At 57.8% G+C, this 21,856-nt stretch carries 17 protein-coding genes and 4 pseudogenes; 13 read left to right on the top strand and 8 right to left on the bottom strand.

What is annotated here, in order from left to right:
* Nucleotides 1-1,261: 1,261 nt before the first annotated feature.
* From WFK61_RS24970 to tnpC, 11 genes and pseudogenes are all read left to right on the top strand, one after another.
* On the top strand, nt 1,262-1,993 hold the full coding sequence (locus WFK61_RS24970) for a Crp/Fnr family transcriptional regulator (RefSeq protein ID WP_336814753.1): 732 nt from the start codon (nt 1,262-1,264) through the stop codon (nt 1,991-1,993).
* Between the two features lie 205 nt (nt 1,994-2,198).
* Entirely contained in the window at nt 2,199-2,633 is a 435-nt protein-coding gene (locus WFK61_RS24965) for an adenylosuccinate synthase (protein WP_336814752.1), read from the top strand.
* Between the two features lie 146 nt (nt 2,634-2,779).
* Nucleotides 2,780-4,012 (top strand): efflux RND transporter periplasmic adaptor subunit, encoded by a 1,233-nt coding sequence (locus WFK61_RS24960; protein ID WP_336814751.1) that lies wholly within the window; start codon nt 2,780-2,782, stop codon nt 4,010-4,012.
* Nucleotides 4,013-4,031: 19 nt separating this feature from the next.
* Nucleotides 4,032-7,280 (top strand): efflux RND transporter permease subunit, encoded by a 3,249-nt coding sequence (locus tag WFK61_RS24955; protein WP_336814750.1) that lies wholly within the window; start codon nt 4,032-4,034, stop codon nt 7,278-7,280.
* Between the two features lies 1 nt (nt 7,281).
* Nucleotides 7,282-8,697: a TolC family outer membrane protein gene (locus tag WFK61_RS24950; RefSeq protein WP_336814749.1), complete on the top strand. Its 1,416-nt coding sequence runs from the start codon at nt 7,282-7,284 to the stop codon at nt 8,695-8,697.
* A gap of 307 nt (nt 8,698-9,004) precedes the next feature.
* Entirely contained in the window at nt 9,005-10,162 is a 1,158-nt protein-coding gene (locus WFK61_RS24945; RefSeq protein WP_336814748.1) for an ABC transporter ATP-binding protein, read from the top strand.
* A 230-nt stretch (nt 10,163-10,392) separates the two neighbouring features.
* Nucleotides 10,393-11,118, top strand: coding sequence for a flagellar hook-basal body complex protein (locus WFK61_RS24940; protein WP_336814747.1), 726 nt, complete (start codon nt 10,393-10,395; stop codon nt 11,116-11,118).
* Between the two features lie 259 nt (nt 11,119-11,377).
* A pseudogene (locus WFK61_RS24935) lies at nt 11,378-12,045 on the top strand (transposase); the annotation flags it as partial.
* A gap of 59 nt (nt 12,046-12,104) precedes the next feature.
* Complete coding sequence (gene tnpA / locus WFK61_RS24930) at nt 12,105-12,503, top strand: IS66-like element accessory protein TnpA (RefSeq protein WP_336814746.1); 399 nt, start codon at nt 12,105-12,107, stop codon at nt 12,501-12,503.
* Nucleotides 12,500-12,847: an IS66 family insertion sequence element accessory protein TnpB gene (gene tnpB / locus WFK61_RS24925; RefSeq protein ID WP_336814745.1), complete on the top strand. Its 348-nt coding sequence runs from the start codon at nt 12,500-12,502 to the stop codon at nt 12,845-12,847. The genes tnpA and tnpB overlap by 4 nt, the downstream gene beginning before the upstream one ends.
* A 45-nt stretch (nt 12,848-12,892) precedes the next feature.
* Nucleotides 12,893-14,557 (top strand): IS66 family transposase, encoded by a 1,665-nt coding sequence (gene tnpC / locus WFK61_RS24920; protein ID WP_336814755.1) that lies wholly within the window; start codon nt 12,893-12,895, stop codon nt 14,555-14,557.
* A gap of 170 nt (nt 14,558-14,727) precedes the next feature.
* On the opposite strand, the pseudogene WFK61_RS24915 reads toward tnpC, so the two are convergent.
* Nucleotides 14,728-15,156: pseudogene (locus WFK61_RS24915) on the bottom strand (IS3 family transposase); the annotation flags it as partial.
* Between WFK61_RS24915 and WFK61_RS24910 the strand changes: the two are divergent.
* A pseudogene (locus WFK61_RS24910) lies at nt 15,154-15,546 on the top strand (integrase core domain-containing protein); the annotation flags it as partial. The pseudogenes WFK61_RS24915 and WFK61_RS24910 sit on opposite strands and share 3 nt — an antisense overlap.
* A 138-nt stretch (nt 15,547-15,684) precedes the next feature.
* Here the strand turns inward: WFK61_RS24910 and WFK61_RS24905 are convergent.
* From WFK61_RS24905 to WFK61_RS24895, 3 genes are all read right to left on the bottom strand, one after another.
* A complete protein-coding gene (locus tag WFK61_RS24905) occupies nt 15,685-15,990 on the bottom strand; it encodes a hypothetical protein (protein ID WP_336814744.1) in 306 nt (101 codons plus the stop codon).
* Nucleotides 15,991-16,246: 256 nt separating this feature from the next.
* On the bottom strand, nt 16,247-17,302 hold the full coding sequence (locus WFK61_RS24900) for a murein L,D-transpeptidase family protein (protein ID WP_336814743.1): 1,056 nt from the start codon (nt 17,300-17,302) through the stop codon (nt 16,247-16,249).
* Nucleotides 17,303-17,640: 338 nt separating this feature from the next.
* Entirely contained in the window at nt 17,641-18,279 is a 639-nt protein-coding gene (locus tag WFK61_RS24895; RefSeq protein ID WP_336814742.1) for a transglutaminase-like cysteine peptidase, read from the bottom strand.
* Between the two features lie 400 nt (nt 18,280-18,679).
* Here WFK61_RS24895 and WFK61_RS26175 point away from each other — a divergent pair.
* Nucleotides 18,680-18,865: pseudogene (locus WFK61_RS26175) on the top strand (TFIIB-type zinc ribbon-containing protein); the annotation flags it as partial.
* A gap of 275 nt (nt 18,866-19,140) precedes the next feature.
* On the opposite strand, the gene WFK61_RS24885 reads toward WFK61_RS26175, so the two are convergent.
* From WFK61_RS24885 to WFK61_RS26170, 4 genes are all read right to left on the bottom strand, one after another.
* Entirely contained in the window at nt 19,141-20,055 is a 915-nt protein-coding gene (locus WFK61_RS24885) for a cation diffusion facilitator family transporter (RefSeq protein ID WP_336814754.1), read from the bottom strand.
* Between the two features lie 103 nt (nt 20,056-20,158).
* Nucleotides 20,159-20,713, bottom strand: coding sequence for a copper chaperone PCu(A)C domain-containing protein (locus WFK61_RS24880; protein ID WP_336814740.1), 555 nt, complete (start codon nt 20,711-20,713; stop codon nt 20,159-20,161).
* On the bottom strand, nt 20,710-21,231 hold the full coding sequence (lspA, locus tag WFK61_RS24875) for a signal peptidase II (protein WP_336814739.1): 522 nt from the start codon (nt 21,229-21,231) through the stop codon (nt 20,710-20,712). The genes WFK61_RS24880 and lspA overlap by 4 nt, the downstream gene beginning before the upstream one ends.
* Nucleotides 21,228-21,854, bottom strand: coding sequence for a methyltransferase family protein (locus WFK61_RS26170; RefSeq protein WP_442896374.1), 627 nt, complete (start codon nt 21,852-21,854; stop codon nt 21,228-21,230). The genes lspA and WFK61_RS26170 overlap by 4 nt, the downstream gene beginning before the upstream one ends.
* Nucleotides 21,855-21,856: the final 2 nt, after the last annotated feature.

The raw sequence follows: 21,856 nt of genomic DNA, 5'->3' as shown, positions 1-21,856 counted from the left end.
CGGCTGTGCAACCCAAACCAGCTCCGCCGCGCCGCCTCCTGACCGCCACAGCTCATCAAGGGGTCAATATTGGACGCCGATCGGGGGGCAACATTGCGCGCCGTTTGACATCTTGTGTTGCGGCAATTCGCCCCAAATGCGTGGACGGCCGAATTGCCGAGCGCCGGACATATCCGTGAGACGTCGCTCAATCTGACCAAATCAGAGCAATCTCATCCGTGACGGCGTTTGCGCGAGGTCGAGGACGGCCGTTTAGGCGATTAGCCTTCACTCCTAGGGTGGCGCGGCCGCTGCCAGGTCTCCAAAAAAAGCGCTTGAGCCTCTAGTTGCTAGAGGTCTTATCAAGCTTGCGATCCAATTGCCGCGGCTATCCGTGCATTCGGTGTGATTCGATATTGTGAACGCACATCAAGTAATATGGCGAAATGGCGCCTAGTAACAAAATATTTATCCAGCCGCGATCCGTTGTCGCATTAAGAAATTGGCGATCAGAACGATTTTCCCGTGAAATTCGCGCCGAATCAGCCTCTGAAATGGCTTATCATAACTTCGAAATAGCAAGTTCAGATGCCGTTTCTCCCTCGTCGTCTCGGCGGGTGAATTTGTTCACTTGAGTTTGCGTGGTGATCCCCTATATCGAGCACCGAGCTTTTATGCACCGAGAGACATGATGCACCGAAGGATTCACACGAGAGAACAGACAGGGGCGCGACGCTCGCGCCTTCGTCGTGTTCTTGATGTGTGTCTCTTGGCGATCGCCTTGCTCGGAGCCTGCCTAAGTGCTGTTGCTCCTTACGCTGCACGCGACCGCGCGGCCGTGAGCCTCGCGCGCGCTTACGAGGCCCCTGCGGCTAAGGGCGCGCGATCTCACATACAAAAAGAGATTGCCAGGGTGGAGACGGCGTTGGCCTGCTTGGATTCCTCGCAATCAACGGGTTGCAGTGGGACGGCGCAGTCTGAAAAGTGCTGCGACATCGCGTGTCACACGATGTGCTCAACGGCCGACGTCGAGTTTGGGAGCGCGGACGTTCGAGCCGAGCCGTATCTCGCGCTTCCGGCACCGGCGGTTGTTTATCTGCCGTCCAAGTTGAAGCGCCCACCGCGCGCGTAGTGTGAGCTGGCTCAGCTTAGCAGCGAGCCAATTCTCAAATTTCGAAGCACTGACAGCTGCACTCATTGGCAATGGTTGGGCATGGCGAAGCTTTGCCCCGAACAAAATGAGCACCGTCAAGCTGCATCGAAGCGCACACGGTAAAATGAAATGTCTGTCCAATACGCATGCTCTCATATCCACCACGTCGGTGGCGGGTTTGATTTACAAAAGGCTCCCAGGAAGAAGTTCGCTGCCAAGGAAATCATCAGGCATCCGGATGAGGTTCCGGACACCGTTTATAGGATCGAAGCCGGAATTGTCCGACCGTTCTATACGGGGCCTCAAGGGGATGACGCTCTGTTCAGCGATCTGACCACAGGCGATTATATTGGTGATCTCTCTGCAATTGATGGGTACAACCTGGACATCTGCTACGAGGCGATCACTGACACTACCGTTATCGTTCTGCGTCGAAGCCAGTTCATTGAGATATTGAAGTGCTCTCCCGATTTCTCGTTTGATTTTACGAAGAAGCTCTGTGATCGAGTTAGGGCACTAAATCGCCTTCACATTGAGAGCCGAGTTCTTCCCATGAAGGCACGGCTCTGCGCTGAGCTTCTAAGGCTTTGCAGCGGTATCGGAAGTGGAGCCTGCGTGGTTTCGCCAGCCCCTACGCATGCAGAGCTCGCTAGGCGTGTCGCCTCACAGCGTGAGACAGTAACTAAGCAACTCAACCAGCTCGCGAAGGACGGAATAATTCGCCAGTCCCGCGGAAAGATATTCATCGATGAAATCGATGAGATTCAATCTGTGGTCGACGCATATCTTGGAGATCTTTCTTCATCCGAACATCGAGGCGCCGTCTCAACTACGCGCTCTGAGCTCAATAGAGCGTTATAATGTTTCATCACAAACATTTAGATGCCCCGGCTCGAAGAAAAATACTGGCAGAATGCCATGGAAGCCGCGCGCCGAAGTGAATGACTTCACAGAGGAAGCGCCGTGCGCCTGCTAATATATGGCCGCGGCTGAGGTCGCCTGAAGTTTCCGAAAAATCCAGTGCGAGAACCGATCAATCTCGGTCGGCCGAAATGGAGCAAAATCTATGTCTAATTCAAATCAAGTCGCTACCGGATCGGCGTTGATCTCCAGGCGCACGGCGTCTCTGGGTGCATTGACTCTTGGTCTAATTTTCGCGGGTCACGCGAGCGCAGAAAAAGGTCATTCCCACGCAGCGAACGGCGGTCAAGTCCAGTCGATCGGCAAATTTGAAGGCGAGCTCGTCGTCAAACAGGGGACAGTAACGCTCTACTTGATAGACGAGAGTGAGCAGAAGGTCGACGCATCGCAATATTCCGCGACAGCAGCAGTTCTCGCGAAAGGCAACGAAACAAAGATTGTCGAGTTGCGCCCCGCTGGCGAAAATAAGCTGGCCAGCCGTATCGACTTTCAGTTCGATTCCAAGTTTCGGGCAACCGTTACACTAAAATCAGACAGCCACGAGCTGGGCAAAGCCAGATACAATATCGACGCGAAGTAGCATTTATTCGCAGGCTGAAGGGATTCAGTCAGAAGTGTCGTAGGCTAAATCTCCTTTCAATGTCGATTACACCGGGGTAAATAACAATGAAGAGGACTCTACTATATTCGACAATTGTCGGGTTAGGCGTAGCTTCTGGCTCCCTCTTGCTCGACATACCCGGTGGGATTCGCGTTGCAGTAACATCTGCGCTGTCGTCGCCAAAGGCGGGCGCCGAAAGCGCGGCGCCGGGCGGCGGCGCCGCAGAAGGAGAAGACGAGGAATCTGAGGGCAACATCAAGATGTCGCCGGAGCAGATTCAGCAGGCCAAAATCAAACTGGGGCAGGCCGAACCCGGCGTGCTTGGCCTGCACATTGTCGTTCCTGGAACTGTGCAGACAGATCCCGATCGTATGGCGCGCATCGCTGGTCGCGTAGTTGGCACTGTCGCGGAGCTCCGCAAGCGATTGGGCGACGAGGTAAAGAAAGGCGAGATCGTCGCGATTCTTGATAGCCGTGAAGTCGCTGAAGCAAAAAGCGAATACTACGCGGCGCGCACAAATCTGGAGTTGCAGCAGACCTTGTTTGAACGCGATAAATCGCTTTGGGACAAGAAAATATCTGCCGAAAATCAATATCTTCGGTCGCGAAACACGTTAATTGAGGCGCAGCTGCGTGTGCAACTTTCGATTCAGAAATTGCAGGCGCTCGGGCTGACCGACGATGACATCGGGACACTTGAAAAGCGGACCGCGTCTCTTCGAGCAGGTGCGAACGAAGCCCAAAGTGCGCCTGGCACGGAAGCGCCGGGGCTGCAGCGCTACTCGATCCGCTCGCCAATCGCCGGGCAAGTTGTTGAGCGCCTCGTAAACCTGGGTTCTCCCATGGGCGGTGAAGGCGAGAGTAAGGAAGTCTACGTCGTCGCCGATCTCCAGACAGTCTGGATCGAGCTGGCTGTTCCGACGTCCGAACTTCCGATGATCAAGAATGGCCAAGCCGTGCAGATTTCATCAGGGGCTTCGCCCGCCTCGAAAGGCCGTATCGTCTTCGTGAGTCCAATGTTGAATCCCGAGACACGGTCCGCTCGTGTGATCGCATCGGTCGAGAATTCCGACCTGACCTGGCGGCCTGGTTCGTTTGTAACAGCACAAGTAACCGCGGCTGAGGAAAGAGTTGATCTCAGAATCGCGCGCGGAGCTGTTCAAAACATAGGCGGAGAGCAGGTTGTCTTCGTGAGAACGAGCGAGGGATTCGAAAAGAGAGTCGTCGTTCTTGGAAAATCAGATGATGAGCATGCAGAGGTAAAATTTGGCCTAGACGCTGGGGAAACCATAGCGATCACGAATTCTTTCGTGCTGAAGGCCGAAGTCGGCAAAGCCGAAGCCAAGCACGCTCACTGATTGGGATGAGAAATTTCCGATGATATCCCGCGTTCTTCATTTTTCGGTTCACCAGCGCTGGCTTGTCCTGCTGGTGTCGCTCTGCTTCGCAGCAATCGGTATTTGGTCCCTGACTAAACTGCCGATCGATGCTGTGCCTGACATCACCAACAATCAGGTTCAAGTTAACGCGGTCGTGCCCTCGCTCTCGCCGTTCGATGTCGAAAAGCAAGTTACTTATCCGCTCGAAACGTCGCTCGCGGGCATCCCTGGGCTACAATATACACGCTCTTTGTCTCGGAACGGCTTCGCCCAGGTAACGGCCGTTTTCTCTGAGGCTACGGATTTATACTTTGCGCGGCAGCAAGTGAACGAACGGATCAGCGGAGCCAAGGCCAACCTGCCGCCCGGTGCAGAAGTGCATATGGGACCAATCTCGACCGGCCTCGGCGAGATCTACATGTGGACGGTTCACTATCTGCCTGCGGACCCTGCCTCCATCAAGAATGGTCAGCCTGGTTGGCAATCAGACGGAACCTACCTCACACCCGAAGGCCAGCGTCTCAAGAATGACTTCGAGAGATCGGCATATTTGAGGACGATTCAGGATTGGATTGTCGGCCCACAACTGAAAACCGTCACCGGAGTGGCCGGCGTCGACGTGATCGGCGGATACAAAAAGCAGTACCAGGTTCAGCCGGATCCGGCAAAACTGATCGCACTCGGCCTCAACTTTAAGGACGTGGCCGATGCGCTGGAGACGAACAATCAAAACCGTGGCGCCGGTTATCTCGAACGCAACGGTGAAGGCTATGTCGTGCGATCGGCCGGCCGCATCGAAAGCATGGAGGAAATTGGGAACGTAGTCGTCGCTACGCGCGGCGGCATTCCGGTGCGGATCAAGGATATCGCGACCGTTGGTATCGGACGTGAGCTTCGGACCGGCTCCGCCTCGGAAAACGGCAAGGAAGCCGTTGTCGGCACGGCGTTGATGCTGATCGGCGCTAACAGCCGGCAAGTGTCGGCCGCCGTCGATGAAAAGATGAAAGAGATTTCGCGCGGCCTTCCGCCTTCTTTGGAAATCAAGACGGTCCTGAACCGAACCCAGCTGGTAGATGCAACGGTAAAGACCGTTTCTAAAAACCTCGCTGAAGGAGCATTTCTGGTTATCGCCGTGTTGTTCCTGTTGCTCGGAAATATCAGGGCTGCAGTTATTACCGCGCTTGTGATCCCGGTTGCGATGCTAATGACCATGACCGGAATGGTGCAGTGGAAGATCAGCGCCAACCTGATGTCACTAGGAGCATTGGACTTCGGCCTGATCGTAGATGGTGCCGTCATCATCGCCGAAAATTCTCTGAGGCACTTAGCTGAGAAGCAACACGAAATTGGCAGAAGGCTGACGCTCAGCGAGCGACTGGAGACCGTCCACAAGTCTGCTGAAGAGATGATTAAGCCGTCGGTTTATGGTCAGGCGATCATCATTCTTGTCTACGTTCCGCTCCTTACCTTCACTGGAGTGGAGGGCAAGATGTTTGCGCCGATGGCGTTGACGGTCATCATTGCGCTCGTTGCCGCCTTCATCCTTTCGCTGACTTTCGTTCCTGCGTTGATTGCGATCGTGATCACCGGCCGCGTCGAAGAGAAGGATGTGTTTCTGGTTCGCTGGCTCAAGCGAATTTATCGCCCAGGCCTCTCCCTAGCCATTCGGCGTCCGCTCCCATTCGTTTTTGGTGCTATCGGGCTCTTCGTGGTGGCTGGCCTCCTGTTCACCCGGTTGGGGCAGGAGTTCATTCCGCAGTTAGACGAGAAGAACATCGCGATGCACGCGATGCGCATCCCGTCGACCTCGCTGTCGCAATCCCAAGAAATGCAGCTTTCCATCGAGAAGGTCGTGAGCAAATTCCCTCAGGTCGCCTTCGTCTATTCGAAGACGGGTACGGCTGAGGTAGCGGCCGATCCGATGCCGCCGAATGTCACTGACAATTTCATCATCTTGAAGCCGCAGGATCAGTGGCCGGATCCCAGTCTTTCAAAACAGGATCTCATTTCGCAGATCCAAGAGGCTGTTGAGAAGGTTGCGGGTCACAACTACGAATTTACGCAGCCAATCCAGATGCGCTTCAATGAGCTGCTCGCCGGTACGCGAGGAGACCTCGCAGTTAAGGTGTTCGGCGAAAACTTTGAGACCATGCTGCCCACTGCCAATGCGATTGCCTCGGCTCTCCGCACGGTGCAAGGCGCAGAGGACGTGAAGGTTGAGCAGGTATCCGGGCTTCCCTTCCTTGAGATCAAAATCAACAAGGGTGAAATCGCGCGTCTGGGGCTGAGCCATTTCGCCGTGCAGGACGTCATCGGGGCCGCCATAGGCGGGCGCGAGGCGGGCGTGGTGTTCGAAGGCGACCGCCGCTTTGACATCGTGGTACGCCTTCCGGATCGCGTTCGCGACGATCTCGAGGCTCTGCAGAATCTGCCCGTGCCAATACCGGCGGTCGCTGCAGGCTCCGCGCCGAGCTCTGTTCCCCTCAAGCAGATCGCCGAGTTCTCCTTCTCGGAGGGCCCGAATCAGATCAGTCGAGAGAACGGGAAGCGGCGCATCGTCGTTACCGCCAATGTGCGTGGCCGCGACATCGCATCAGTTGTCGGCGAGGCGCAGTCTAAGGTCGCGACGAGCGTGAAGATCCCGACAGGCTCGTGGATCACGTGGGGCGGGCAATTCGAGAATCTTGCCGCCGCCCGTCAGCGTCTGATGATCGTCGTGCCGGCGTGCTTCTTCCTGATCTTCTTGCTTCTCTATCAGGCCTTGCGGTCCGCGAGAGACGCTCTCCTCGTGTTCTCTGCAGTTCCATTGGCGCTAACGGGGGGCATCATTGCGCTCTGGCTACGCGGGATGCCTTTCTCGGTATCGGCGGCGGTTGGCTTCATCGCCTTGTCGGGCGTGGCGGTACTGAACGGCTTGGTGATGCTCACATTCATCAAGCAGCTGGCCGAGGAAGGACGAGCGGTCAAAGAAGCCATCTTTGAAGGGGCAATGACCAGGCTTCGACCGGTTGCCATGACTGCTCTCGTTGCCTCGCTGGGATTTGTCCCCATGGCCTTGGCCACAGGCACCGGTGCAGAAGTCCAGCGACCACTCGCGACGGTGGTGATTGGCGGACTGATCAGCGCAACCCTCTTAACGCTGATTGTCTTGCCCTCGCTCTACGCCCTCTTCGGGGCCAAGCGCGCCGAGCGCCCGCACGGTGTCGAACCTTCCGACCAAAATTCCATTCCTGTTCCGGCCGAGTGAGATGAAGCAGATGGAACTGACTACGCGCGACCGCGCTCGCCTCGGTCGAAGCACTTTGGTGCTCGCATTTACCTTCGCCTTCAGCGGGAGTAGCTCATCCCAGACTTTAGATGCCGCTCTTGCCCGAGCCTACGTCTCGAATCCTATTCTAAACGCAGAGCGTGCGTCTGTTCGCGCGGTCGACGAAGACGTCCCTCAGGCGATGTCGGGATATCGGCCAAAGATTACCGCCTCCGCCGATATCGGTGCCAGCATCACAGGCGAGAGGGTACCGAGTCTCGCCGGGGGCCCCGGGACGCGCTCCACTGATCGGATGGCGCCTCGCGGCGTTGGCCTACAGGTGGACCAAATGCTGTTTGACGGGGGGCGTACACGTAGCGCTGTTGGCGCAGCGGAGTCCCAGGTGCTTGGAGCCCGCGCACGACTCGACAATACCGAGCAGAACGTCCTTTTGGATGCGGTCACATCCTACATGAACGTGCTCCGGGACACCGCAATTCTGGAGCTCAACCGCAACAACGTCGAAGTTCTTTCTCAGCAGGTCGATCAGACCAAAAGCAGGTATTCGGCGGGGGAAGTCACCCGGACAGATATTGCTCAATCTGAAGCAAGGAAATCTGCGGCCAGCTCCCAAGAAATTCTGGCTGAGGCTAACCTCAAGAGTTCCGTCGCGAAATACCGGCAGAATATTGGCGCGGAACCGTCACGTCTGGCGCCGGGCCGTACGATTGAGAATATGCTCCCCAAAAACCTGACGTCTGCCGTGTCGGCGGCGCTCGTGCAACATCCAGCGGTGCTTGCCGCAATGCACGGCGTAGATGCAGCGGAGTTAAATGTGAAGGTAAGTCAGAGTGACCTCGCCCCTTCAGTTAACATCAGAGGAATAGTCCAAAATAGAAATGACACCCAGTACTTCGGCGACAGGCAGCTGTCGGCGAGCCTGGTTGGCTCGCTTACCATCCCAATCTACGAAGGGGGCGCCGTTTATGCGAGGACAAGGCAGGCGAAGGAAACGGCAGGTCAACGCCGCATCGAGGTAGATGCTCAACGGGATACGATAAGGGCGGCGGTGATCTCGTCCTGGGGCGGATATGAAGCTGCTAAGGCGCAGATCGCGGCGGCGCAGTCACAAGTCCGCGCGGCGGAAACGGCTCTCGCTGGCGTCCGAGAGGAGGCGAAGGTTGGTCAACGTACGACGCTCGATGTTCTGAACGCTCAACAGGAGCTTGTCATAGCGCGTTCATCGCTCGTCACTGCCCAGCGCGATCGCGTGGTTTCATCATATGCCGTTCTATCTTCAATCGGAAAACTATCAGCCAAAACGCTTGCGTTGAAGGCCGAGATTTACGACGCCCGAAAGCATTATCAGCAAGTCAGAGATAAGCCTTGGGGTCTTCAGATTCCCGGAGGGCAGTAGTTCAACTCATAAACACAACACTGGTGTCCAATTCACTCACGAGGAATGGGCTTAGAATTTAGAATAAGCCGCGCCTGATGTCACAGGCGCTCGCTCAGGCGCTTGAGAGGTTTCGAGGTGCGTCGATAGACCATCGAAACCTCAGAATATAGCGCGACCTCGCTGCCTCAATGAGCCTTAGGTGCTCCCGCGCAAGAGATTGTCAGTCCAACAGAAGCCAATGTTCACAGGTTCAACATACATCGACTTAGTATACACCCTTATGCATAAGGTTGTCTGGGTTCACGTTCCGGACGACCATAAATGGATGCTGCCAATTTTCGCGCTGGTTTTGTTTGTTGCGCCAATCGGTCTTGTCGTTGCGATATTCCAGCTGGTGTCGGGTTTTATTTGGCGCCTATCGGATGCTCTCAGCAATTCTTCCTCCGAGAGGCAGCTGGGAATAATTCAGGATCTGGAGCGGTTTGCGGTAAAGAACACCATTTCACTGCAGGTTCGCTTAGTGGCCGTTTCTTTGATTACTATCCCGCTCGGATACATGGCGCTTTTACTGCCAAAACATATCGTTAATGGTGTTTTGGTCGATAAATTCGTGAGCGCGAAGGTGCTAGGGTTCAACCTTAGTGCGGTCGAATACCTCCTGCTGCTCTGCGCCTCATACCTGGCGGTGATAAGCGTAAGTAATTACGTCAAATATATCGCAAAGATAATTGGCGGTCGCATCAACGAGCGCATTGTAAGGCGCATTCGACTGGCGGTCGTGCGACGGGGGCGGCGGGCTAACGGTCATGCAAGTAGGTCAACCCTTTCGGCAATCGCGATCCAAGAATGCGAGCCGATTGGTTATTTGGGTGGAAGCCTCGTGGTGGTCCCGCTTATCCAAGGTGGGACGCTGCTGACCAGTCTTGTATTTCTTTTCATTCAAGACATCGCGCTGGCGATGGCAGCTCTCGTAATGTTGCCTGTCCAAATCGCCCTCCTTCCTCGAATCCAGCGGCGAATAAACGCAAAAATCCGAGATAGAGTATATTCGACGCGCGATCTCAATTCCTCCTTGATGATTGAGCGCGGGGCAAATTCTGAGAGGCCGGCGATAGGTGAATTTTCGCAGAAGGTGCGCAGCCTGGAGCAAATTCGATGTGAAATTTGGGATTTGAAAGCGAGATTTAAAACCGTATATAATTATACGTCGAATCTGACTCCATTTTTCTTCTTTACTATCGGCGGGTACTTGGTTCTTCAAGGGCGGCTTTCGCTTGGAGCATTGGTGGCGGCGCTGGCTGCTTATCGAGAAATTGCTCCTGCTCTGCGCGAGCTTTTCGATTTTGTTCAAGCTTGGTCCGACGCGAGAGCCAGATTTGCGGAGCTCTCTCACGCGCTGGGTTGGGGTACGCGTTTGGAGAGTATCCCGCAGGCGGCTAGCGGCCGCGCTCTAACCGTAACGACCGAAGCTAGTTCGCCGTAGCAACCGTCTTCGAGGCGGATCAGGCAGGGGGTGGAACGAGCATTAGGTAGTTTTGGACTAATTTTACGTTCATGTGAAGTTTATCACATGCGTAGCTGCGGTCGTCGGGATATCATCGGCGGAAACGGGCGGCTTAATCTCTGTTTCTGCTTGCCGTTGATCGGTTATTAGCTTGCACCCGGCAAACAAGCGAGAATACAGCGAGGTTATGGGCTGTGTCGTCAAAGGACATGATTCATCTCTCGCAACTCTTGGCCATACAGCGTCATGTCGACCGCACCGCCTCAAATGTTGCGAATGTCGACACTCCCGGATACCGGGGAATCAAGCAAAACTTTCGCGAGTATATGAAGAAAGAAGTTGAAGCGGGCGATGGCCCAACCAAATCGTCTACAATATCCATGGTTTCCGCCGGCGCTGAAGTTTTAGATTTAACCGGTGGTAAAATCGAATCAACCGGAAACCCAACTGATGTGGCGATAAGGGGAGCCGGATGGTTCGCAATTGATACCCCGGTCGGACAGCGTTACACGAAAGATGGCTCATTCGTCGTGCGGGCCGACGGAGTATTAGTAAATAGAGCCGGGCTCCCAGTCGCGGCTTCGAGCGGCAGTCTGCGAGCGCTGAAATCCGACGGACCTGTTTCCATTTCAGCCGATGGCGCTGTTGTGGCTGGGAACAGGCTGTTGGGCCATCTGAAAGTGGTTGAGTTTCAAGACAGCCGAGCCATCAGGCCGGAGGGAAACAACCTCTACAACGCTATTTCCGAGGTGCCTAGGAGCGTTCAAGCGAACCTGGCTCCGGGCTTCCTCGAAAAATCGAATGTGGTCGGCGCCTACGAACTCATCAACATTGCTCAACTGACGCGGACCTATGAAAACGTCCTGAAGCTCATGCTAAGTGAGGCGAGCCCAAACGAATTGCAGCGACTATCCGGACAGACCGAGACCAGTTGATCAGCTACTGGTTTGTGAAACGATAACTCGAGCTGCAAAGGCTTGCAGTTGTTGATTGGAGGGCTGTTCGCGGCGGGGGGGCCAATGAGCCCCTCGAATTGGCCGCACGATCGTACTTGAGGCCCGGAAATGTCGCGGGCCGCCACATTGGATGTCAGGCGATCGGCCAGCGTGATGCTGATCTGAGCCCTTAAAACTGGATCGCTTTGAGCTAGAGTTTTCCGCGTCGTTTCCCTTGGGCTGGGAGGAGCGGAAGGCGATGAAGGATTCGAAGTTCTCGGACGCGCAGAAGGCGTTCATTCTGAAGCAGGGCGCGGACGGGATTCCGGTGGCGGAGATCTGCCGGCGGGCCGGAATCAGCCAGGCGACCTACTTTAATTGGAAGAAGAAGTACGAGGGGCTGCTGCCGGCCGAGATGCGCCGGCTGAAGCAGCTCGAGGACGAGAACGCGAAGCTGCGCAAGCTGGTCGCTGATCTCGCGCTGGACCGCGAGATGCTGCAGGACGTCATCCGCCGAAAGCTCTGAGGCCTGGTCGCAAGCGCGAGCTTGTCGACGTGATCTGTGGCGAATGGCAGGTGTCGATCCGGCGGGCCTGTGCGGTCCTGGAATTCGACACGTCGAGCTATCACTACAAATCGTGCCGGCCCGACCAGGCCCCCTTGGCAGCCCGGATCAAGGCGATCTGCGAGACCCGCGTTCGCTATGGCTATCGCCGTGTCGACGTGCTGCTGCGGCGCGAGGGCTGGCATGTCAATCAGAAGCGGATTCGAAGGATCTACAATGAGTTAGGCTTGCAGCTCCGGAACAAGACGCCCAAGCGCCGGGTCAGGGCGAAGCTGCGCGAGGATCGTGCGCCGGCGACGCGGCCGAACGATGTCTGGGCGATGGACTTTGTCCATGATCAGCTCGCTACAGGTCGCAAGATCGTATCTCTCCGAGGGCGGCCGTCTTGAGAATTGAGGCTTTGCGGTGAGAAAACGTCTGTATGGACGTCTATACAGACACACCGATCAGCCGGCTCGAGATCGTTGAGAGGGGCGCTCGACGGCGCTTCAGCGATGAAGTGAAGCTGCGGATCGTCGAGGAGAGCTATTCAGGTCGGCGCCTGGGCTCTGCAACGGCCCGCAAGTACGGGATCACGCGCGCGCAGCTGAACGACTGGCGCGATGCGGCGCGGGCCGGGCGGTTCGGTCCGCTTTCAAGCGCAGGATTTGTTCCGGCCGTGATCGTGCCGGAGGTCGCGGCGACGAGCGGCCCGCTGCTGGCGGAGGGCAGCGGTCGGATCGAGCTCGTGACGGTAAACGGGCGGCGGGTGATCGTGGACCAGAGCGTCGACGTCGAGGCACTGCTGCGGATTGTGCGCGGCCTGGAAACGCTGCGGTGATCCCGGTTCCGACGGGCGTGCGGGTCTGGCTTGCGACAGGCTATACGGACATGCGCCGCGGCTTCCCGGGCCTGTCGTTGCAGGTTCAGGAAGTGCTTCGCCGGGATCCGCTGAGCGGGCATCTCTTCTGCTTCCGGGGGCGTCGGGGCGACCTTTTGAAGGTGATTTGGCATGATGGCCAGGGCGCCTGCCTGTTCACGAAAAAGCTGGAACGGGGACGCTTTTTGTGGCCGAGCCCGGCGGACGGGACGGTGACGATCTCGACGGCACAGATGGGTTATCTACTGTCCGGAATCGACTGGCGAAATCCGCAGGAAACCTGGCGCCCGACGCGGGTCGGCTAGCATTTAGCTTTTGAAATCGCAGGCAAAATCTGATTCACTGGCTTGGTGACGCTGAAGCCGGTTGCTCTTCCTTCAGACCTTGCGAGCGCCTACATGGCGCTGTTGGCGGAGCGTGAGGCGTTGCAGGTCGAACGCGATCTGGCGGTCGCGCAGGCCGCCGGCGCTCAGGCGAAACTCTCGGACACCGAGGCGCTGATCGCGCATCTGCAACTGATGATCGAGAAGCTGAAGCGCGAGAAATACGGCCAGCGTTCCGAACGCACGGCGCGACTGATCGAGCAGATGGAACTTCAGCTCGACGAGCTCGTGACCGCGGCGAGCGAGGACGAGCTTGCTGCGGCCGCCGCGGCGGCGAAGACCCAGGGCGTGCGCGCCTTCACGCGCAAGCGGCCGGTGCGCAAACCCTGGCCGGAGGATATCGAGCGTGAGCGGGTCGTCATCGATCCTCCCACGGCCTGCACCTGCTGCGGCGGCTCGCGGCTGTCGAAGCTGGGCGAGGACGTGACGCAGACGCTGGAGGAGATCCCGCGCCGCTTCAAGCTGATCGAGACGGTGCGCGAAAAGTTCACCTGCCGCGATTGCGGCAAGGTCAGCCAGCCACCGGCGCCGTTCCATGCCACGCCGCGCGGCTTCATCGGTCCGCAGTTGCTGGCGACGATCGTCTTCGACAAGTTCGGGCAGCACATCCCGCTGAACCGCCAGAGTACGCGCTTCAAGGCCGAGGGGATCGACCTGCCGCTGTCGACGCTGGCCGACCAGGTCGGCCATGGCACCTTCGCCCTGAAGCCGGTCTTCGACCTGATCGAGGCCCACGTCCTCGCGGCCGAGCGCCTTCATGGCGACGACACGACGGTGCCGATCCTGGCGAAAGGAAAATGCGCGACCGGGCGGATCTGGAGCTATGTGCGCGATGATGGCCCCTTCGCCGGACCTGCGCCGCCGGCAGCGGTGTATTACGCCTCAAGCGACCGGCGCGGCGAACACCCGCAGAAGCATCTGGCCGGGTTCGCCGGCATCCTTCAGTGCGACTGCTACGGAGGCTTCGAGCCGCTGTTTGACCCGAAGCGGAAGGAGCAGCCGATCACGCCGGCCTTTTGCTTCGCCCATGCCCGGCGCGGCTTCTTCGAGCTGGCCGACATCGCGAAAAAAGCCCGGGATGGCCAGAACGGCAAGCCGGTCTCCCCGATCGCGCTGGAGGCGGTGAAACGCCTCGATGCGCTGTTCGAGATCGAGCGTGCCATCAACGGCCGCAGCCCCGACGAGCGGCGGGCCGTGCGCCAGGAGCAGAGCAAGCCGCTTCTCGACGACATGCAGGCTTGGCTGCTGCGCGAGCGTGAAACCCTCTCGCGCTCCGCCGAGGTGCTGAAGCCGATCAACTACATGCTCAGGCGCTGGGGCGACTTTGCCCGCTTCCTCGACGACGGCAGAATCTGCCTCAGCAACAACGCGGCAGAAAGAGCGCTGCGCGGCATCGCCCTGGGACGACGCAGTTGGACCTTCGCCGGTTCGCAGCGCGGCGCCGATCGCGCCGCCGTCATGCTCACGCTGATCACCACGGCCCGCCTCAACGACGTCGATCCGAAGGCCTGGCTCGCCGATGTCCTGGCCCGCATCGCCGATCTCCCCGTCTCACGTCTGCGCGAACTGCTGCCCTGGGAGTGGAAGCGCCTGCGCGAGGCCGACACAATCGTCGATCAGCAAGCCGCCTGAACTTCAACCAACCTCATCATAGAGCCCGCTGCGCTCGCGCGAAGGCACGTATCCTGCGGCCCTCGTCGTATGCGTACGCAAGATCCGGGTTCTGACGGTGGTCGACACCTTCTCGCGCTTCTCGCCGGCGGTCGTTCTGAATAGCCCCGAGTTTCGTGGACGCCTTCGGGCTACATCTGGTGCTGTCGTTCGAACTCGACGGGTGACAGCATCCCGTTCCTGGCGTGCTTGCGCCTCGGGTTGTAGAACATCTCGATGTAGTCGAACACGTCCTGCCTTGCCTCCTCGCGCGTCCGGTAGATCTTGCGGCGGATTCGCTCGCGCTTGAGCAGATTGAAGAAGCTCTCTGCCACGGCGTTGTCGTGGCAGTTCCCGCGCCGGCTCATCGAATGCTCAAGATTGTGGTGCTTCAGGAAGGCTGCCCAATCCATGCTGGTGAACTGGGAGCCTTGATCCGAGTGGACCAGGACCGTGGTCTTCGGCTTCCGTCGCCATACCGCCATGAGCAACGCCTGCAGCACGACATCGGTGACCTGCCGGCTCTGCAGGGACCAGCCAATGACACGGCGGGAGAACAGGTCGATCACCACGGCCAGGTATTCACTCCGCGCTTCAGCTACCGGGCCGAGAATGTCGTTGCCACGCTCGAAAGGGTCTGTGCGAAACTGGGCTATCCGAAGACGATCCGGGTCGATCAGGGTTCCGAGTTCGTCAGCCGCGACCTCGACCTGTGGGCCTATGCCAAGGGCGTCACCCTGGACTTCTCACGGCCAGGGAAACCGACCGACAACGCCTTCATAGAAGCGTTCAACGGCCGCTTTCGCAGCGAGTGCCTGAACACGCACTGGTTCCTGACACTTGCGGATGCGGCCGAAAAGATGGAGGCTTGGCTCAGATACTACAACGAGGATCGGCCGCACGGGGCCATCGGCAACAAGCCCCCGATCCTGCTGCAAAATCCCGGCGGAGCGCCCAGCCTACCGCCGTGATCGAAGGCCGGAAACTCCAGCCTCCGGCGGTCCAGCAACTGGTCTCAGATCAATGAAACCCAGGACTCTCCCTCAGACCGGAGGAGAAAAGGGTCTCAGGTCAATGCCTCTCGTCGACGGCCAGGTTCGCTAGCTGCTTCAGCTGGTGCCGCGGTAGAAGGGCTTCGCAGCTTGCAGCAGCGATGCACACTCCGGAGCGGCCTTGAGAATTGCTCCTTCAAAGCCACCCCCCTGAAGCCAAATTTCCGCTGCCAGTGAAATGCCCTGCGACGGTTGCGAAGAAATCCTCTTCGCTAGATCGGGCAAAGCCGCATTGACGCAGGAATTAACGGAGGCGACCAATGCGGCAGGGGCCTGGGCCTGTTTCAACCGAGCATCGATCTGCGATGTGATCGGACCGACGATCACGAACTGCACCAGAAACAAGAGAATGCTGTTCAACATAAGGTTCGCCCTCCAGTCGGGTCATCGGGGTATCGCCAAGAGCATTGTCTAATTGGTTGTTCCCGAGCGTTGGACGGCGCCGCCTCCCATCTCGCGTGTCACGTGTCGGAAACTCAACACGAACGCGAATGCGACAAAGGCGATGAGGGCCAGCAGGACAATCAGATTGCGTCTGCGGAGCTTGGCCGCGGCCCCAGCTCGTTCAGTTTGGTGTGCTGACATATTCCAAAACTCTGCGAGATTTGATGAAGCTGGGTCAACGAACGTTGATCGAGCCAGTTGCTTCGGGCGGTGATCCGGTGGCTCCATAGGGATCGAGCAGCGCGGCATCTGGTCGGCTTATCTCGACGCGGCCAGCCACAAGGCTTTGCAGGCGCTCGGGGCCCATTTCCTTCAGCATTTTGCGGAAGCTGGAATGCATGCCACCATCCGCGTAAGCGAGGATCGGCGATGCCGAGCTTGCGCTGGTCAGCGCGCTGAACCGCCTCTCATCGTTTGCGCGTCTTTCTGAGACGAGAGACTGTATCGCCGGTTCGACTTCGAAAGCGGGGCATGGCGCACCTGCGATGAACCGTGAGCTATCGCCCGCTGCGTCGAAAACATACCGCCGCTCACATGCTGCGATCTTCGGGGGCTGTCTTGTTGCCTCGAAGTGATCCGACCCTTCCTTGAGATTGCGCCAGAAGGCCATGTTCGGACTGCTTCGGTGTGCTGCCATGTTTTCTGGCGTCATCCGGAAAGGAAGCGCCTGAACCTGGAAACTCTTTTGGCCGCCGGCAAACGCCTCCCGAGCCAGTGCGAAAATCTCAGCCACACCGTCATCGGTCATGGCAAAGCACCCTGCGGATGTGCAGGCGCCGTGGACCATGAGGGCTGATCCTGTGAAGCCCTGAGAGCGCTCCAGCGCGTTTGGGTAGCCCAGGTTGAACGATAAATAGAATTCCGACCGTGGGTTCATCAAATCGGCTGTGACGGTGTAGAAGCCCTCCGGAGCCTGCCTGTCGCCTTCACGCGTTTTGGGGCCAAGCTGTCCTGACCAGCGGCACATCGGGTAAGTTTTGAGAAGGGAAAATCGACCGCTTCGATCCCGCTTCCAAACCTCCAGTTCGCTCTCCTTTTTGAAGATGCGAATGAAGATTGGATCCGTCTGCGTCATACCTTTGGCAGACATCTGCGAAACGAGCTTCGCCGGCAGGGGCTGCAAATGCCGGGCATCTCCGCCGCCTTCGCCCAAGACACAGCCCGCAAGCAGGAGCGCCGACAAGCCGGCGGCTACAGCCAATTTCGCGAGGGTCGAGGAACGTTGAAACATGGGCTGGGACGACCGCGGGCGCTTTTGAGATATTGACGACGCGGAAGCCTACAAGCTGATGCCACTAGAGGTTCAAGGGGCAAAATGCCGCTCATCTGGGCGCCGGGACCAAAGGGGCTTGAACCTCATGTCACTTTAGGTGCGACACCAGCGCGAACGTGGGAGGCCTAGAAGTGACGATTCGCAGCCGAGAGCTTGGCCTTCACAGCATTGCCCGTGCTGCGAGCCGGACGCCTTTGTGCCGTTCCAAGTCACTCATCCCCGCAGGTCTCCCGTTTGCAGGTGCATCCCTCGAGGCGCCAACCGCTGATCAACTCAGAAAGATCATCAGGACCGTACTAGCGAAGCGGAGTAATGCTGGCAGTCACCACATCAGGGCGCCCGAGAATGCGCCCCAGATCCTGCCACTCATTCTGGTTCGCCGGCGACTGACGTCTGATGAAGGTCAGGCCAGAGCGAGACCACGGGAGGATTTTGTCGATCTGATTGTCCAGAACGAATTCTCCGCGATCGGTGACGACCGTCAGGACAGCGTGTCCTCCTCCTTCCCGATCGATGACCACCGTGATGAGCAGCGCCGAGAGGGGCCATCCGCGCCGCAAGAGCTCGCGGCGCTTTTCCAGAACATAGTCTTCGCAATCCCCCTTCCCGGTCGTCGCGTAAGTCCAGCGCTCGATAACGCCAAACTGATCGAGGTCGGTGACCGGTTGGATCGTTTTGTTAAATCGGAGGTTCACCTCGACCAATTCTGCCCAGCGGGCGTCATTCAAGTTGGCCGCCAGTCGAGTGGTCGGCCGAGGTGCGCATTCAGTGGGGTTGTCCGAGCAAAACTGGGCCCAGCCAATAGGCGCCAAAGCCGCTTGACCTGCATGGAGATGTGCGAGGTCGGTGAGGCCATTAGCTCGCGCCGGCGAGAAATAAGCGTGGGTCACAATGACCGCGGAAAGGGCAAGCAGCGATTTGGCGAGCGCAAACATGACGACCTCCTGTCGAGGACGGTCATACTTCGCCGGCATTCAAATCGAACGAAGTTCAACGTGTAAATTGAACGCTGCGCGTTTGCGTTCTATTTACTTTAACAAAGCCACACGAGCATTCGCGTTAAGTCGCTGGATATATTGAGGAAGACAGAAATGAGGTCTCGAAATAGGGCTCTCGCCTTCGGTTTGATCGTTCTGGCAGTGCTGTTCTACGCAGTGTCTTACGTTCGCATGCAGCAAACGGAGGATAAGCGCCACGTCGAAGACCCGAATGTCCATTCGACACCAGGGAAACTGTAACACCTGATTGCGTCAATCTGCCTCAGGCAGGAGGGTTGAAGCTCTAGTGACTATAGATTGTATCGTAGGCACTCCGTGTTCGTAAGGAGCGTCTGCGATGAACGATACCGCCCCCAAGCAGCATGATGGACTCCCATGTCCGGTGTGCCGCGTTGATCTCGTCATGAGCGATCGCTTGGGCATTGAGATCGACTATTGCCCGAAATGCCGCGGCGTATGGCTCGACCGCGGCGAACTGGACAAAATTATCGAGCGCAGTTTGCGTGAACCAAATGCTCCACAGGAGCAGCCCTCGCCAAGTTTCCTGCCCCCGCAAGGGACGGCAGCGCCATGGGGATCTCCACCGGTTCAGCCCACCAACCAGGGCTACCCGCCTCAAGGCGCCCAGCAACCTGCTGGCTACCAAGGTGGCTACGACAATCACGGTGGTGGCCATGGCGGCGGGCATGGTGGCAGCCATGGCAGCGGACACGGTGGTGGTCATGGCGGCGGCCATGGAAGCGGTTATGGCCGCCGTGGGCTCCTCGGTCGGATATTTGATTGAACCGGCCGGATAACTCAGATTCGAGCGTCGTGCCCAGAGGACTGCCGAATGTCCTGGTCTTCGATCTGGATGGTTGTGTGCGAGACTCCGAATTCCTCGCGCATGATCTGACTGGCTGCCTGAAGCGTGCTCTTGGACTGCAAGATGTCCGACGTGATGATGTGGCAGCTCATTGCATCCAGGCCTGACGTCAAGGTCCAGACATGAAGGTCATGGATCGCGGTAACCCCCGGGAGTGACATCAGGCGCTTTTCAATGGCCCCGATGTCAACCTCCGGGGGAGTCCCCTCCATCAAAATGTGGGCTGCCTGCTTCAGTAGAATCCAGGTTCGCGGAACAATGAATAGCCCAATTCCCGCGCCGATGATTGGATCGGCCAACTTCCACCCCGTGAACATTATGACCACAGCGGCGATAATGACACCAAGTGAACCCAGCATATCGCCGAGAACCTCAAAATAAGCTCCTTTGACGTTCAGACTCTCGGATGAGCCGCCAGCAAGGAGCTTCAAGCTGATCAGGTTGACTACGAGACCAATGACAGCAACCACGAGCATCGGGCCGCTGAGAATTTCGGGGGGATTTTTAAAGCGCTGGTATGCCTCAAACAGAATATAGATCGTCAAAAGCAGCAGTACGACCGCGTTAGCCAGCGCGGAGAGGATTTCGAGGCGGACATAGCCGAACGTGCGTTCTGGTGTTGCGGGCCGCTCGGCAAATCTGATGGCTATTAGCGCCAGAGCGAGTCCGCCGGCATCGGTGAGCATGTGCGCGGCGTCGGCCAACAAGGCCAAGCTTCCTGTCCAAAGGCCGCCAACGACTTCCGCAAACATGAAAGACGTTGTCAGCGCCAATGCAATTGCAAGGCGCGACTTATGTTTTCCGGCGCCGGTCGCTTGACCGCCAGCGTGAGAATGTCCTGCACCCATTGCGCCCTCCAACTTAATACAGCAATTTCTATCGATCTCGACGATCAAAGTGGTTTTTAGCAAGGGTGCTATTTCACCTTGCGGCATGAAACCGACTGTCGGCTCACGAATGATCAAAATGCTGCGGCTCGCCTGGATTCTCGATACGAATCTCAGCTTTTAGGCGACCAGCACGCGCAAAGATGAAGTCCACAGGTATGGTGGTGCCTGGCTCAACCTTCCGGGTCAGTCCGACAAGCCGAATTTGCTGATAGTCGGGTTTCAAGCTTGTTTTGGTCGTGGGAGCCAAGTCGATCTCTCCGAGCTCGTCCATGAACCTGGTCGGCGAGCGCCCCGCGGCCTTCTCAAACACGAAACTGGAGGCTTCGTTCGTTTCGACAGCGATCAGTCGATCCAGTCTCGGCGCGGCGTTATCAAAGGTCACAAAAACACGCAGATCGTCGCCAGCCAAAGCCGTGCCGCTCGACCAAGGATGTATCACTGAGACCCCATTGGCCCGTGCGACCGGTTCGGTATGGGTCATGCCCAGCAAGAGGAAGGGCCCCACACCAATCAACGCGAGTCCGACCGTCCTGCCCACCGCCTTTAAGCTCGGAGAATCGACCCTTTCGGCTCGCCCCAAAGCATCCAGAAACTTCCGAATGCCAGTGCCAATCATTTGGAACCTCCATTCAATTTTGTGGAGGAAGGGGCTGACCGCGAAATCAGAGGCATCAAGCTAGCGAGCAATATCAAAGAGACGCCGGCGCTGATGGCGATGTCGGCACCGTTGAAAGTCGGCCAATGATACCCCGCCCAGTGGAGATCGATGAAGTCAGTGACAGCGCCTTGGCGCCAGCGATCCAAGGCATTGCCAAGCGCTCCACCGGCGATCAGCGACAACCCGACCTGCTCCAGACGTGTTTCACTTCTTGCAGCCCAAACGATCAGGCCGACCGCGGCGAAAAGCTTCAGTAGGGCAAGAGCCTCCGGCCATGCCTCAAGCCACTCGCTGCCCAGGCCGAAGCTGACTCCGTAATTGAAGCCGAGACGGAGATTCAGAAACGGCGTCAGTTCGATGATGCGCGGAGGCACCATGATCTTGGTAAGGATCAACCATTTGGTGGCCTGATCGGCGGCCATCGCAAAAGCTGCCCAGGCCAGTACACGACGGATCATCCGAGCCTGCACCATCATAGGTCTCCGGACTGCGTAGATCGGTAGCCGAACCATCGGTCCACGCGTCGGCAATACCCGTGATACGGTTCGCCCAAGGCCTGCACCAAAACGCGCTCCTCAATGCGCACCTGGAGGACGATGGCGCAGAGCGCGGATCCTGTGAGAATCGCTTGGACGAGATTAGGTTTGGTGATGAAGAGGCCTATGAACAAGATCGCTTGGCCGACAAAAACAGGGTTCCGTGAAATTGCGAAAGGCCCGCTATCGACGATAGACCCGACGTGACCTTCGGCCGCTCCGATCCTCCATGAATTTCCCATGTAGTCTTGCCCAATAAGCGCAAAACAGGCACCGGCTACTACAAAAGCCAACCCTATTGCGTCTGGCACATACCCGCTGAGGACCCCCGACAAAGGATCAGCCAAAAATGCGTTACAGAAGAATGTCGCACCGAACGGCCATAGCACTGCTCCCGAGAACGAAAGCCTGAACAGCAGCGCCGGTAGGAATTGGCCGGGCGATCTCTTGTCAAACAGCCACACTGGCTGATCAGAGGATCGAGCTACCGCAAACGATAGCACCAAGAAGCCCGCAACGTAGGCGACAGCCACCCCGTACGCCGCGAGTTCCAGGGCCGACATTT

Source organism: Allobosea sp. MMO-172 (assembly GCF_037147855.1).
Classification (GTDB): domain Bacteria; phylum Pseudomonadota; class Alphaproteobacteria; order Rhizobiales; family Beijerinckiaceae; genus Allobosea.
Note: the sequence above shows the minus strand (reverse complement) of the source record. Positions and strands in the feature narration are given on the sequence as shown.